At 60.9% G+C, this 13,712-nt stretch carries 11 protein-coding genes; 6 read left to right on the forward strand and 5 right to left on the reverse strand.

What is annotated here, in order from left to right; all coding sequences use genetic code 11:
• Positions 1–49 precede the first annotated feature (49 nt).
• Both HX801_RS01675 and HX801_RS01680 read left to right on the forward strand, forming a co-directional pair.
• Positions 50–2,305 carry an arginine/lysine/ornithine decarboxylase gene (locus HX801_RS01675; RefSeq protein WP_087693840.1) on the forward strand — a complete coding sequence of 752 codons (2,256 nt, stop codon included), beginning with the start codon at positions 50–52 and terminating at the stop codon, positions 2,303–2,305.
• 20 nt (positions 2,306–2,325) lie between these two features.
• Positions 2,326–2,895 carry a GNAT family N-acetyltransferase gene (locus HX801_RS01680; RefSeq protein WP_003217028.1) on the forward strand — a complete coding sequence of 190 codons (570 nt, stop codon included), beginning with the start codon at positions 2,326–2,328 and terminating at the stop codon, positions 2,893–2,895.
• Between the two features lie 996 nt (positions 2,896–3,891).
• Here HX801_RS01680 and HX801_RS01685 read toward each other — a convergent pair.
• The gene (locus HX801_RS01685) at positions 3,892–4,794 is read right to left on the reverse strand and encodes a LysR substrate-binding domain-containing protein (protein WP_177021463.1); all 903 of its coding nucleotides are present in this window, start codon (positions 4,792–4,794) and stop codon (positions 3,892–3,894) included.
• Between the two features lie 176 nt (positions 4,795–4,970).
• Between HX801_RS01685 and gspG the strand changes: the two genes are divergently transcribed.
• A complete protein-coding gene (gene gspG, locus HX801_RS01690; protein ID WP_102369043.1) occupies positions 4,971–5,399 on the forward strand; it encodes a type II secretion system major pseudopilin GspG in 429 nt (142 codons plus the stop codon).
• Positions 5,400–5,403: 4 nt separating this feature from the next.
• Here gspG and HX801_RS01695 read toward each other — a convergent pair whose 3' ends face one another.
• Positions 5,404–5,640 (reverse strand): hypothetical protein, encoded by a 237-nt coding sequence (locus tag HX801_RS01695; protein ID WP_003209248.1) that lies wholly within the window; start codon positions 5,638–5,640, stop codon positions 5,404–5,406.
• Between the two features lie 228 nt (positions 5,641–5,868).
• On the opposite strand from HX801_RS01695, the gene HX801_RS01700 reads away from it, so the two are divergent.
• A complete protein-coding gene (locus HX801_RS01700) occupies positions 5,869–6,426 on the forward strand; it encodes an NADPH-dependent FMN reductase (RefSeq protein ID WP_008431334.1) in 558 nt (185 codons plus the stop codon).
• Between the two features lie 85 nt (positions 6,427–6,511).
• Here HX801_RS01700 and poxB read toward each other — a convergent pair whose 3' ends face one another.
• Complete coding sequence (gene poxB / locus HX801_RS01705; protein ID WP_008431335.1) at positions 6,512–8,236, reverse strand: ubiquinone-dependent pyruvate dehydrogenase; 1,725 nt, start codon at positions 8,234–8,236, stop codon at positions 6,512–6,514.
• Positions 8,237–8,314: 78 nt separating this feature from the next.
• A complete protein-coding gene (locus HX801_RS01710) occupies positions 8,315–9,547 on the reverse strand; it encodes an NADH:flavin oxidoreductase/NADH oxidase family protein (RefSeq protein ID WP_177021464.1) in 1,233 nt (410 codons plus the stop codon).
• Positions 9,548–9,616: 69 nt separating this feature from the next.
• Between HX801_RS01710 and HX801_RS01715 the strand changes: the two genes are divergently transcribed.
• Positions 9,617–10,039 (forward strand): MerR family transcriptional regulator, encoded by a 423-nt coding sequence (locus HX801_RS01715; RefSeq protein ID WP_087693749.1) that lies wholly within the window; start codon positions 9,617–9,619, stop codon positions 10,037–10,039.
• 33 nt (positions 10,040–10,072) lie between these two features.
• On the opposite strand, the gene acnB is transcribed toward HX801_RS01715, so the two are convergent.
• Positions 10,073–12,673 carry a bifunctional aconitate hydratase 2/2-methylisocitrate dehydratase gene (gene acnB, locus HX801_RS01720; protein ID WP_177021466.1) on the reverse strand — a complete coding sequence of 867 codons (2,601 nt, stop codon included), beginning with the start codon at positions 12,671–12,673 and terminating at the stop codon, positions 10,073–10,075.
• 394 nt (positions 12,674–13,067) lie between these two features.
• On the opposite strand from acnB, the gene HX801_RS01725 reads away from it, so the two are divergent.
• Positions 13,068–13,538: a DUF1289 domain-containing protein gene (locus tag HX801_RS01725; protein ID WP_177021465.1), complete on the forward strand. Its 471-nt coding sequence runs from the start codon at positions 13,068–13,070 to the stop codon at positions 13,536–13,538.
• The last annotated feature ends 174 nt before the right edge of the window (positions 13,539–13,712 follow it).

The raw sequence follows: 13,712 nt of genomic DNA on the forward strand, positions 1-13,712 counted from the left end.
GCCCCGAGCTTCTACCCTGAAGGCATAGCCCTCAGGACGCCAAGCGCTCATGTACAAAGACCTGAAGTTCCCGGTTCTGATCGTACACCGCGACATCAAGGCCGACACCGTTGCCGGCGACCGCGTCCGGGGCATCGCCCGGGAGCTTGAGCAGGAGGGCTTCAGTATCTTTTCGGCGGTGGACTACGCCGAGGGTCGCCTGGTGGCTTCGACCCATCACGGCCTGGCCTGCATGCTGATTGCCGCCGAGGGCGCCGGGGAAAATACCCATCTGATGCAAAACATGGTGGAGCTGATCCGCCTGGCGCGGGTGCGGGCGCCAAACCTGCCGATCTTCGCCCTCGGTGAGCAGGTCACCCTGGAAAACGCCCCAGCCGATGCCATGAGCGAGCTGAACCAGTTGCGGGGCATTCTTTATCTGTTTGAAGACACCGTGCCGTTTCTTGCCCGGCAAGTGGCCCGTGCGGCCCGCGCCTACCTGGATGGCCTGTTGCCGCCATTCTTCAAGGCCCTGGTGCAGCACACGGCGGATTCCAATTATTCCTGGCACACCCCCGGTCATGGCGGCGGCGTGGCCTATCGCAAAAGCCCGGTGGGGCAGGCGTTTCATCAGTTCTTCGGGGAAAATACCCTGCGTTCGGACTTGTCGGTGTCGGTGCCGGAGCTCGGCTCGCTGCTGGACCACACCGGCCCGTTGGCCGAAGCCGAGGCGCGGGCAGCGCGCAACTTCGGTGCCGATCACACCTACTTCGTGATCAATGGCACCTCCACCGCCAACAAGATCGTCTGGCACTCGATGGTGGGCCGGGATGACCTGGTGCTGGTGGACCGCAACTGTCACAAGTCGGTGTTGCATTCGATCATCATGACCGGCGCCATCCCGCTGTACCTGTGCCCGGAGCGCAATGAACTGGGGATCATCGGGCCGATTCCCCTGAGCGAGTTCAGCCCCGAGTCGATCCGCGCCAAGATCGACGCCAGCCCGCTGACCCGAGGCCGACCGGCCAGGGTCAAGCTGGCGGTGGTCACCAATTCCACCTACGACGGCCTGTGCTACAACGCCGAGCTGATCAAGCAGCAACTGGGCAACAGCGTCGAGGTGCTGCACTTTGACGAGGCGTGGTACGCCTACGCGGCGTTTCATGAGTTTTTCGCCGGGCGCTATGGCATGGGCACTTCGCGCACGGCCGACAGCCCGCTGGTGTTCACCACGCACTCCACGCACAAGTTGCTGGCGGCGTTCAGCCAGGCGTCGATGATCCATGTGCAGGATGGCGGCGTGCGCAAGCTGGACCGCGACCGCTTCAACGAAGCGTTCATGATGCATATTTCCACCTCGCCGCAGTACAGCATCATCGCCTCCCTGGATGTGGCGTCCGCAATGATGGAAGGGCCGGCGGGGCGGTCGTTGCTGCAAGAGATGTTTGACGAGGCCCTGAGCTTTCGTCGCGCCCTGGCCAACCTGCGCCAGCATATCGCCGCTGAAGACTGGTGGTTTTCCATCTGGCAGCCGCCGCTGGTGGCGGGCATTGACCGGGTGGTGACGGCGGACTGGTTGCTGCAACCCCAGGCCGACTGGCATGGCTTTGGCGATATCGCCGAAGACTACGTGCTGCTGGACCCGATAAAAGTCACCCTGGTGATGCCTGGCCTGAACGCCGGCGGGGCTTTGAGCGAGTGCGGAATTCCCGCAGCGGTGGTCAGTAAATTCCTCTGGGAACGTGGGCTGGTGGTGGAAAAGACCGGGCTGTATTCGTTCCTCGTGCTGTTTTCCATGGGCATCACCAAAGGCAAGTGGAGTACCCTGCTCACCGAACTGCTGGAATTCAAGCGCAGTTATGACGCCAACGTGAGCCTTGCTGTGTGTTTGCCATCGGTGTTTCAGCAGGGCCCGGCGCGGTATCAGGGATTGGGTTTGAAGGATCTGTGCGACCAGTTGCACAGCTGTTACCGCAGCAATGCCACGGCCAAACACCTGAAGCGGATGTACACGGTACTGCCGGAAATCGCGATGAAACCGGCCGACGCCTACGACCTGTTGGTCAAGGGCGAAGTCGAGGCGGTGTCCATCGACGCTTTGCCAGGTCGGGTCGCAGCGGTCATGCTGGTGCCTTACCCGCCGGGCATTCCGTTGATCATGCCGGGTGAGCGCTTTACCGAATCGACTCGCTCGATCATTGATTACCTGGCGTTTGCCAGGACGTTCGATAGCAGTTTCCCCGGCTTTGTTGCCGATGTTCATGGATTGCAACACGAAGATGACGGCAGTGGTCGTTGTTACACCGTCGACTGCATCAAGGGTTAAGGATGTTTATGCAAGCTGTAATGAACCCGAAGTACCCGGGCCTCAGTGTCCGGGTGGCTGACGAAGGATTTGACGCCTACGTGTGGGGGAACGACTTCAGCTTTGAAGTCAACGCCTACGGCAAGCCGGAAATGGGCAAGCGCGTCGACCAGTGGGCGGTGGAGCGTATCGTGCCGTACCGCAAATGCTACGGCATCGACCCCGAGGAGTTCGCCAGCTTCCGTGACGCGGCCGACAGTGCGGTGTTCATGGCCTACCTCGATGACCGGCCCGTGGGGCATATCGTGGTCAGCACCAACTGGAACGGCTTTGCCCACGTGGATGAACTGGCGGTGGTCTTGCCCGCGCGGCGCCACGGGGTGGCCAAGGCGTTGCTGGACGTGGCGCAGTTCTGGAGCCGCAAGAAGAACCTGCCGGGGATGATGCTGGAGACCCAGAACAACAACCTCGGTGCCTGCCGGCTGTATGAGCGCTGCGGGTATGTGATGGGCGGGATCGACCACCTGCGCTATCGTGGGATTGATCCGCAGACGCGCGAAGTGGCGATTTTCTGGTATCGGTTGTTCAAGACAGAATTGGAAGCAGTCTGAGCTGCACCGATCAATTGTAGGAGCCGTCGAGCTTTGGCGAGGCTGCGATAGCGGTGTGTCAGGCAACGTCTTTATCGACTGTGCCGCCGCCTTCGCAGCCTCGCTGAAGCTCGACAGCTCCCACATTCGATTTGCGCAACTCAAGTACTTGCGACCGAACACACAGCTCCCAGACTTCCCCCGATCCCCTGTGGGAGCCGTCGAGCCCCAGCGAGGCCGCGATAGCGGTGTATCAGGCAACCTCTTTATCGACAGTGCCGCCGCCTTCGCAGCCTCGCTAAAGCTCGACAGCTCCCACATTCGATTTGCGCAACTCAAGTACTTGCGACCGAACACACAGCTCCCAGACTTCCCCCGATCCCCTGTGGGAGCCGTCGAGCCCCAGCGAGGCCGCGATGGCGGTGTGTCAGGCAACCTCTTTATCGACAGTGCCGCCGCCTTCGCAGCCTCGCTAAAGCTCGACAGCTCCCACATTCGATTTGCGCAACTCAAGTACTTGCGACCGAACACACAGCTCCCAGACTTCCCCCGATCCCCTGTGGGAGCCGTCGAGCCCCAGCGAGGCCGCGATGGCGGTGTGTCAGGAAACCTCTTTATCGACTGTGCCGCCGTCTTCGCAGCCTCGCTGAAGCTCGACAGCTCCTACATTCGATTTGCGCAACCCAAGTACTTGCGACCGAACACACAACTCCCAGACTTCCCCCGATCCCCTGTGGGAGCCGTCGAGCCCCAGCGAGGCCGTGATAGCGGTGTATCAGGCAACCTCTTTATCGACAGTGCCGCCGCCTTCGCAGCCTCGCTAAAGCTCGACAGCTCCCACATTCGATTTGCGCAAGCCGAGTGCTTGCGACCGAGCACACAACTCCCAGACTTCCCCCGACCCCCTGTGGGAGCCGTCGAGCCCCAGCGAGGCCGCGATGGCGGTGTGTCAGGCAACGTCTTTATCGACTGTGCCGCCGCCTTCGCAGTCTCGCCAAGGCCCGACAGCTCCCACATTCACGGCAATGTGCTTGTCAGCAGGCTTTCAGCCTTCTCGGTGACAATCTCCAGCAGCGCATTCAAGGCGGGCGATGGCTCGCTGCCCTTCAGGGTCAACGCATACAAGGTCACCATAATCGGCGGTGACAATGGGCACGCATCCAGCCCGGCTTCCCGTGCGCCGCTGGCGGTGAACGGGTCGACAATCGCCAGGCCTTCCCCGGCTTCTACCATGCTGCGCATCATCTGGTATGTCTGCACCCGCGTTTGCACCACCGGCAGCGGGCGCAGGGCTTGCAGTTTGCTGTCCAGCAGGCGACTCAGCGGGTCCTGGCCTTCAAGGCCGATCATCGACTGCCCGGCCAGTTCCTGTAGCGCAATGTACTTCTGCCGCGGCTTCAGCCAGCCATGGGGCGCGAGCAATTGCAGCTTGCCGTGGGCCAGCGGTTGGCTGTGGATTTGCGGGTGTTCCGGGTCGTGCAGGCTCAGGCCGAGGTCGGCTTCGTGCAGCAGCAGGCTTTTGACGATATCCCGGGTGGAATGGCTGGAGAGGTTGCACGGCATGTCTTGGAAACGTCGGCGCAGCACGGCGATCGCCTGGGGCAGCAGTTGATTGGCCAGCGGCGGGGTGCACAGTGCGCGCAAGGGCGGGGCATGATGGTGCTTAAGGCTGCTGGCCAGGCGTTGCACCGGCTCAAGGGCTGCATAGAGGTGGGCGATTTCGGCCTGCAGCTCAAGGGTTTCCCGGGTGGCCTGCAAGCGTCCGCGCACACTGGCGAACAGCATGAAGCCCAACTGCAGCTCGGCATCCTTGAGGGTTGCGTCCACATCGGCCACAGGCAGTTGCAACCATTCGGCGGCGGTGCCGAGGTGTCCGGTCTGTAAAATCGCTTGAATGACTTCGATATGACGTAAACGCATGGCCGGAGTCTATGTTCAGCGCGACGTGGATTCAATGGCTCAGGCCCGGGCGTGGAAAAAAGACCCGCCACGGCAGCGCCCCAACTAGACTTGCACGATCAAGTCCCTTGGCGCCTGCAACCAGCAGGTCATACAAAGGGCGTATCAACCAGAGGATCCACGGGGGAGCCTTATCGATGCTCGGTAAAACAGACACGCGCGGGTTTTCGTTGTGGGACCTGCTGGTGGTGGTGCTGGTGGTCGGCGTGTTGGCGGTTGCGGTGGGGCCGCGGATCTTCGGCGACGTGACTCAGTCGGAAATCGCCACGGCCAAGGTCCAGTTGAAAGAGCTGGGCAAGGCAGTCGAGCAGTTTCATCAGGATGTAGGGCGTTATCCTACCGACGACGAGGGGCTGGCGGTGTTGACGGTTCAGCCAGCGGGAGAAGGGAAGTGGCGGGGCCCCTATCTCAAGGATCAGGACATGCTGACGGACCCTTGGGGCGTGGCCTATCAGTACCACTATCCTCCCAGCCAGGCCAAAACCAACTTTGATCTGTTCTCGTTCGGCAAGGACCGGACACTGGGAGGCGTCGGCGATAATGTTGATATCGCCTATGGGGAATAACGTTTTATGAAGCGTGGATCGTGGCGGATTCGCGGGTGATGATAGTGCCCGACTGAATCAGCCTGAACTCATCGCCATCCAGTTTTTCTACGCGGTCGCCAATGGCCAGCTTGTAGGTGGTGGTGGGCGCCGAGCCAGCCAGGCCGTCGAGGGGCGGGTTGGATTCCTGGAACTCATGCACCGAATAAACGCGACCTTCCGCGTCTCTGGCATGGAACTGTCCGACAAGTACTGCTGCCATCTGTTTAGAACCTCTGGAGATAAACACTCGATTTGCGGTTCTGTAGACCGTAGGAGAGCGGGGTAGTTTACCTATTGAAAAAAAATACTATTCGTTGACTTTTTCAGACATTACTTACAAATCCATCTGCGGTGTAAACGTCCCTGGGGATTACAAAAACGCGCTGGTGATAGCGTCGCGCAGGCTCTATAACTACAAACTCCTTAAGTCAGAAATCGGGAAACCCCAATGAGCAAGGTCTACACGATTGCCGTACTGGTCGGCAGCTTGAGAAAAGAGTCGATCAACCGCAAGGTCGCCCTGGCACTGGCCGAGTTGGCGCCCGCCAACCTCAAGTTGAACATTGTCGAAATTGGCGATTTGCCGCTCTACAACGAGGACATCGACGGTGCTGCACCGCCGGCAGCCTACAGTACTTTCCGTCAACACGTGCGTTCATCCGACGCGGTGCTGTTTGTGACCCCCGAATACAACCGCTCCGTGCCGGGTGTATTGAAGAATGCGATTGACGTCGGTTCACGTCCTTATGGCCAAAGTGTCTTCAGCGGCAAGCCGGGTGCGGTGATCAGTGTGTCTCCCGGAGCCATCGGCGGTTTTGGGGCCAATCACCATTTGCGCCAGTCGCTGGTGTTCCTCGATGTGCCGTGCATGCAGCAGCCGGAAGCCTACCTGGGCGGTGCGGGCAGCGTGTTCGATGAGTCGGGCAAGGTCTCGGAAAAGACCAAGCCGTTTTTGCAGGCGTTTATCGACGCCTATGGCAAGTGGGTGGAAAAACAGCACGGCTGATCAGCCGTGCGAAAGAAGACCCCGCTATTTAAGCGGGGTCTTTTTTGTCTGCGGTCAGGCCGCGTGGTCGGCCACTACGGCGCTATTAACGCAGCCAGTTGGTTTTCGCCAACTCGATCACCTCATCACCGCGCCCACTCATCACCGCCTTGAGCATGTACAGGCTGAAGCCCTTGGCCTGCTCCAGCTTGATGCTCGGCGGCATCACCAGTTCCTGGGTGGCGGTGACCACGTCCACCAGCACCGGGCCGTCGTGGGCCAGTGCGCGGCGCAGGGCCGGTTCCAGGTCTTCGGACTGCTCTACGCGAATACCGAGGATGCCCATGGCGTTGGACATGGCGGCAAAGTCCGGGTTTTTCAGCTCGGTGCCGGTATCCAGGTAGCCTGCTGCTTTCATCTCCATGGCGACGAAGCCCAAAGAAGAGTTGTTGAACACCACCAGCTTCACCGGCAGGTTCAGTTGCGCCAGGCTGATGAAGTCACCCATCAGCATGGTGAACCCACCGTCGCCGGACATCGAAATCACTTGGCGCCCGGGAAACGCGGCTTGCGCACCGATGGCCTGGGGCATGGCGTTGGCCATCGAGCCATGGTTGAACGAGCCGATCAACCGGCGCTTGCCGTTCATTTTCAAGTAACGCGCCGCCCAGACTGTCGGCGAGCCAACGTCGGCGGTGAAGATTGCGTCGTCGTCCGCCAGTTCGCTGAGCAGGCGCGCGACATACTGCGGGTGAATTGGCCGGCCGGCCTTTGACGGTTCCGCCAGGTCATCCAGCCCTTGGCGGGCTTTTTCATAATGCTTGAGCGAGGTTTCGAGGAAGCTGCGGTCCGTCTTGCGGGTCAGGCGCGGCAGCAGCGCCTGGATGGTCTCGCTGACGTCAGCTGCAATGCCCAGGTCCAGCGTGGCACGCCGGCCCAGTGCCTGCGGGTTGCGGTCGACCTGGATGATCTTCGCGTCGGTCGGGTAGAACTGGCGATACGGGAAGTCGGTGCCGAGCATGATCAGCGTGTCGCAGTTGAGCATGGCGTGGTAGCCGGAGCTGAAGCCGATCAGGCCGGTCATGCCGACGTCGAACGGGTTGTCCCACTCCACATGTTCCTTGCCGCGCAGGGCATGCACCACGGGCGCGCCGAGGGCGTCGGCCAGGGCCACCACCTCATCGTGGGCGCCGGCACAGCCGCTGCCACACAGCAGGGTGACTTTGCCGCTGTGTTCGAGGATGTCGGTGAGGCGTTGCAGGTCCTGTTCCGCCGGCAACGTGCGCGGTGCCAGCAGGGCCGGCCAAGGTTTGAATTTATCTTCTACTTCCAACAGTGACACATCCCCGGGAATCACCACCACCGCAACGCCGCGATTGAGGATCGCCGAGCGCATGGCACGGTGCAGCACGTGAGGCATCTGCTCGGGGTTGGTCACCAGCTCGATAAAGTGGCTGCACTCCTTGAACAGCTCCTGGGGATGGGTCTCCTGGAAGTAGTTCAGGCCGATCTCGGAGGAGGGGATCTGTGCGGCAATGGCCAGCACCGGCACGTGGTTGCGATGGCAATCGAACAGGCCATTGATCAAGTGCAGGTTGCCGGGGCCGCAGCTGCCGGCGCATACGGTCAGCTCGCCGGTGGCGGCGGCTTCGGCACCGGCGGCAAACGCGGCCACTTCTTCGTGGCGCACATGCATCCACTCGATGCTGTCCATGGTGCGCAGGGAGTCGGTCAGGCCGTTGAGGCTGTCGCCGGTCAGGCCCCAGATGCGCTTGATGCCCGCCTGTTCAAGGGTGGTCGCCAATTGCTGGGCCAGGGTGATTTTCGCCATGAAGAACTCCAATCGTCAGTGAGGGTAAAAAGCTGCTGATCAGTTAAGGACAGTTCCATGGCGCTGAATGCTCCCCGCTCAATGTGAAGAATTGGTCATCGCAGCGCGATATTGCCGAGTGCGGCGGGCGATAAACAGTTGGTCTTTTATCAACGCCAGCAGCGGCGTCACCCCGGGTTTCGGCTGGCGGCCACGGCTCAGGCGGCGAAGCTGATAGCGCACCACTGCCATGCTCGCCAGGCTGGCCAGGGGTTTGCGCTTCCAGCGGATCGGCGGCAATTGCGGGTTGAGATCGCGGCCGGCGCGCCACTGCTTGATCAGGTGCGGCTCCAGGGTCAGCGCGGTGGCGATCCCGGCCATGGCGATGCCGCTGTCCAGAACTTGCTGCACGATCGGCAAGCGCCGGATGCCGCCGGTGACCATCACCGGCATGTTGGCGACTTTCGCCAGGTCGCTGGCCATCTCGATGAAATAGGCTTCGCGGGCCAGGGTGCGTCCGTCGCGAGCCTCGCCTTGCATGGCCGGGGCTTCGTAGCTGCCGCCGGACAGTTCCAGCAGGTCGATGGCCAGCGGGTTGAGCAGCTCGACCACGGCATGGGCGTCGGCGGCGTCGAAGCCACCGCGCTGGAAGTCGGCGGAATTGAGTTTCACCGCCACGCAGAAATCCGCGCTCACGGCGGCGCGCACGGCCTTGATCACCTCCAGCAGCAGCCGCGCACGGTTTTCCAGGCTGCCGCCCCAGCGGTCTGTGCGCTGGTTGCTCAAGGGCGAGAGAAACTGGCTGAGCAGGTAGCCGTGGGCCGCGTGAATCTGCGCACCGCTGAAGCCGGCCTTTTCGGCGAGACGCGCGCTGGTGGCGAAGCGCGTGATGACGTCCTGGATATTGTCCTCGGTCATGGCCTTGGGTTGGGCGAACATCTTCGAAAAGCCGCCGAGATCGAGGGCCACCGCCGAAGGTGCCAGGGCCTGCTGGCCGAGGTTGGCCATGGTCTGACGGCCCGGGTGGTTGAGCTGCACCCAGAAGTGCGCGCCCTTGGCCCGGCCAATCGCGGCCCATTGGCGAAACTTGTCCAGGTGACGTTCGTCTTCCAGCACCACGCCGCCGGGGCCGGTCATGGCGTGGCGGTCGATCATCACGTTGCCGGTCAGGATCAGGCCGGGCTCGCCGTCGGCCCAGGCTTGATACAAGCGCATCAGGGCCTCGGAAGGCGCCTGGTTCGCATCCGCCATGTTCTCTTCCATCGCCGCCTTGGCGATGCGGTTACTGATGAGCTGGCCGTTGGGCAATTGCAACGCTTCAAAGGGCGACATGCTTGACTCCTCACATTGGGAGCGCTCAGGCTAAGCTTAAAGGTCACTTTAAGGTCAATGGGGTTGGCGATGAATATTGGTGAACTGGCGGAACGCAGCGGCTTGGCAGCCTCGAAGATTCGCTTTTACGAAGCCCAGGGGCTGATCCAGGTCGAGCGACAAGGTAATGGCTATCGCCGTTATCCCATGCAGACGTTGCAGACGCTGCAATTGATCCAGGGCGCTCAGCGCGCCGGTTTCAGCTTGCAGGAGTTGAAGGCGCTGATGCCCGACGATTCGCCGAGCGAGGCGAAACGCGCCGATATCATCTTGAGGCTTGAGCGCAGGATTGCGCAGATAGAAGAGCTTCAAGCCCGAATGGACCAGAGCAAGGCAGAGTTACGCGCGGTGATCGCCACGATCCAGGCACACCCGGAAGGCACGCCGTGCACCCAGGCGCAGGACAAGGTCTGGGCCTCAATCGAGGCGCATAAAAAAACGCCGCGCATCTGATGATACGCGGCGTTCGTTTACAGCAACAAAACCTTAGGCTTGAACCACAGGAATGTTGGCGCTTGCAGCAATTTCACGGAACTCGGCGATCTGGTCAAAACTCAGGTAGCGATACACGTCGCTGGCCATGGTGTTGATCTTCGCGGCGTATTCCATGTACTCCTCGACGGTCGGCAGGCGACCCAGGATGGAAGCCACCGACGCCAGCTCGGCCGAAGCCAGGTAGACGTTTGCGCCGTCACCCAGACGGTTCGGGAAGTTACGGGTCGACGTCGATACAACGGTCGAGTTCGGCTCTACACGTGCCTGGTTACCCATGCACAGCGAGCAGCCCGGCATTTCCATGCGCGCGCCAGCCTTGCCGTAGATGCCGTAGTAGCCTTCTTCGGTCAGTTGGTGAGCGTCCATCTTGGTCGGCGGCGACAGCCACAGACGGGTTGGCAGCTGACCCTTGACCTGATCCAGCAGTTTACCGGCAGCGCGGAAGTGACCGATGTTGGTCATGCACGAACCGATGAACACTTCGTCGATCTTCTCGCCAGCAACGCTGGACAGCAGACGGGCGTCGTCCGGATCGTTTGGCGCGCAGAGCACAGGCTCCTTGATGTCGGCCAGGTCGATCTCGATGATTTCCGCGTATTCGGCGTCAGCATCGGCAACCATCAGCTCAGGGTTGGCAACCCAGGCTTCCATCGCTTGGGCACGACGTTCCAGGGTGCGCGCATCGCCGTAGCCTTCACCGATCATCCAGCGCAGCAGGGTGATGTTGGAGTTCAGGTACTCGGTGATGGATTCTTTCGACAGCTTGATGGTGCAACCGGCAGCCGAACGTTCAGCCGAGGCGTCGGACAGCTCGAAGGCTTGTTCGATGCTCAGGTTATCCAGGCCTTCGATTTCCAGGATGCGGCCGGAGAAGGCGTTCTTCTTGCCTTTCTTCTCTACGGTCAGCAGGCCAGCCTGGATCGCGTAGTAAGGAATGGCGTGAACCAGGTCACGCAGGGTGATACCAGGCTGCATTTCACCTTTGAAACGCACCAGGATCGATTCCGGCATGTCCAGCGGCATCACGCCGGTGGCTGCGGCGAACGCTACCAGGCCGGAACCGGCCGGGAACGAAATGCCCATCGGGAAACGGGTGTGGGAGTCACCACCGGTACCGACGGTGTCCGGCAGCAGCATGCGGTTCAGCCAGCTGTGGATGATGCCGTCGCCCGGACGCAGCGATACGCCGCCACGGGTCATGATGAAGTCAGGCAGGGTGTGGTGGGTGGTCACGTCGATCGGCTTTGGATAGGCCGCGGTGTGGCAGAACGACTGCATTACCAGATCGGTGGAGAAGCCCAGGCACGCCAGGTCTTTCAGTTCGTCACGGGTCATGGGACCGGTGGTGTCCTGGGAGCCGACGGTGGTCATCTTCGGTTCGCAGTAGGTGCCTGGACGAACGCCAGCCACGCCGCAGGCCTTGCCGACCATTTTCTGCGCCAGGGTGTAGCCCTTGTCGCTTTCAGCCGGGGCTTCCGGCAGCTTGAACAGGGTCGAAGGTGGCAGACCCAGCTCGGCGCGAGCCTTCTCGGTCAGGCCACGGCCGATGATCAGCGGGATACGACCGCCGGCACGGACTTCATCCAACAGGACCGGAGTCTTCATTTCGAAGGTGGTCAGGACTTCATCGCTGTTGTGCTTGGTGACTTTGCCAGCATGCGGGTACAGGTCGATCACGTCGCCCATGTTCATGTTGGTAACGTCGAACTCGATTGGCAGTGCGCCGGCATCTTCCATGGTGTTGTAGAAGATTGGAGCGATCTTGCTGCCGAAGCAGAAGCCGCCAGCGCGCTTGTTCGGCACGTAAGGCACGTCGTCGCCGAAGAACCACAGTACCGAGTTGGTGGCCGATTTACGCGACGAACCGGTACCGACCACGTCACCGACGTAGGCGATCGGGAAGCCCTGGCCGCGCATTTCTTCGATCTGCTTCATCGGGCCGGTCTTGCCTTGCTCATCCGGCACGATGCCTTCACGGGCCATTTTCAGCATGGCCAGGGCGTGCAGCGGGATGTCAGGACGGGACCAGGCGTCCGGGGCAGGGGACAGGTCGTCGGTGTTGGTTTCGCCGGTGACCTTGAACACGCGCAGGCTGATCTTGTCGGCCAGGGTCGGGCGGTTCTTGAACCACTCGCCGTCGGCCCAGGACTGGATCACGGCTTTGGCGTGTTCGTTGCCGTTCCTGGCTTTTTCCGCGACGTCGTGGAAAGCATCGAACATCAGCAGGGTGTGCTTGAGTTGGGCGGCTGCGACGGGGGCCAGGGTGGCGTCGTCCAGCAGCTCGACCAGGGTCACGATGTTGTAGCCGCCTTGCATGGTGCCGAGCAGTTCAACAGCGCGTTTCTTGTCGATCAGGGGAGAAGTAGCTTCGCCCTTGGCCAGGGCAGACAGGAAACCGGCCTTGACGTAGGCAGCTTCGTCAACGCCTGGTGGAATGCGGTTGGTGATCAGGTTAACGAGGAATTCTTCTTCGCCAGCCGGGGGATTTTTCAGCAGCTCGACCAGGCCTGCGGTTTGTTCGGCGTTAAGCGGCTGGGGAACGATACCCAGGGCTGCACGCTCTTCGATATGTTTGCGGTAGGCTTCAAGCACAGTTATTACCCTCATCAGTGGTCCCACGGGACGCTCATCCAGAAATGCACGGCACGCATGCGCTCAGGGGCTTTTTGGGCCGTAGAGCCAGCGCTGCCGGCAATCCTCACAGAAGCTGCTTTCAAAGTTTTACGCCTGCAGAACGGAGCTGATGAGGGTTGGCGATGGTTATTTACCGGGTAAATAACCATCGCCAACACCGTTCTTTAGGAACGACTGTGCTCGTGACGCTTTGAAAACAGCTTCCAACGGATTATTGGCGCCTTACAAGGCCGGATGATTCTACGGCAAAAAAATTCTAAACGTAAGTTGCCGCGCCAAGTTTGCAGGGTGATCAACCTTAGACAAAGGGCTAACATGTGCAACTGTTTCGCTGATTTGTGCGTTGTCGACCATGTCTAACCAAACCATCAAGACCCCCTGCGTAGGCCTGTGCTCCACGGTTTACGGCGATCTTGTGTGCCGGGGGTGCAAGCGGTTTCACCATGAGGTGATTCAGTGGAACGGGTATAACGAGGAAGAAAAACGTGCGGTTTGGCTGCGGCTGGAGCAGTTGTTGGTGCAGGTGATGGCCGGGAAGCTTGAGGTGTTTGACCCTAAAATGCTGCGGGGGCAGCTGGAGCAGCGCAAGATTCGGTTTGTGCCGCATCAGTCGGAGTACTGCTGGGCCTATCAGTTGATTGCCCGGGGGGCGCGGGTGATCAGCAATCTGGAGGCTTACGGGATGGTGTTGATGCCGGAGTTTCGGGAGTGGGGGTTGCCTGAGTTGCGGGATGCCATTGACCGGGAGTTTTTTATTTTGTCCGAGGCGCATTATAAGCGGTATATCGCTCCGGGGTTTCTCAGGGATGCGTTTGGGGGGTGATTGAGTACATATCCGTTATTTGGGTAACGGCCGCTTATGGTTCCGCTCTTACAGCGGCTCACTTTGGAAAAGCCCCAAAGTAAGCAAAGGGCTCTGCCCCGCCTGTCGGCACCTCGCTGTGGCTCGGCTAAACCGGCGTCCTGCCGGTTTACCCGCTCCGCACTGCCTGCGTTC

Source organism: Pseudomonas sp. G1002, from assembly GCF_013385455.1.
GTDB lineage: Bacteria > Pseudomonadota > Gammaproteobacteria > Pseudomonadales > Pseudomonadaceae > Aquipseudomonas.

What these genes read in the sequence shown, in the direction of transcription:
- HX801_RS01675 (WP_087693840.1), top strand. Translation starts at nt 50, where the DNA reads ATGTACAAAGACCTGAAGTTCCCGGTTCTGATCGTACACCGCGACATC.
- HX801_RS01700 (WP_008431334.1), top strand. Translation starts at nt 5,869, where the DNA reads ATGAGCAAGGTCTACACGATTGCCGTACTGGTCGGCAGCTTGAGAAAA.
- HX801_RS01710 (WP_177021464.1), bottom strand. Translation starts at nt 9,547, where the DNA reads ATGTCGCCCTTTGAAGCGTTGCAATTGCCCAACGGCCAGCTCATCAGT.
- HX801_RS01685 (WP_177021463.1), bottom strand. Translation starts at nt 4,794, where the DNA reads ATGCGTTTACGTCATATCGAAGTCATTCAAGCGATTTTACAGACCGGA.
- HX801_RS01695 (WP_003209248.1), bottom strand. Translation starts at nt 5,640, where the DNA reads ATGGCAGCAGTACTTGTCGGACAGTTCCATGCCAGAGACGCGGAAGGT.
- gspG (WP_102369043.1), top strand. Translation starts at nt 4,971, where the DNA reads ATGCTCGGTAAAACAGACACGCGCGGGTTTTCGTTGTGGGACCTGCTG.
- HX801_RS01715 (WP_087693749.1), top strand. Translation starts at nt 9,617, where the DNA reads ATGAATATTGGTGAACTGGCGGAACGCAGCGGCTTGGCAGCCTCGAAG.
- poxB (WP_008431335.1), bottom strand. Translation starts at nt 8,236, where the DNA reads ATGGCGAAAATCACCCTGGCCCAGCAATTGGCGACCACCCTTGAACAG.
- HX801_RS01725 (WP_177021465.1), top strand. Translation starts at nt 13,068, where the DNA reads ATGTCTAACCAAACCATCAAGACCCCCTGCGTAGGCCTGTGCTCCACG.
- HX801_RS01680 (WP_003217028.1), top strand. Translation starts at nt 2,326, where the DNA reads ATGAACCCGAAGTACCCGGGCCTCAGTGTCCGGGTGGCTGACGAAGGA.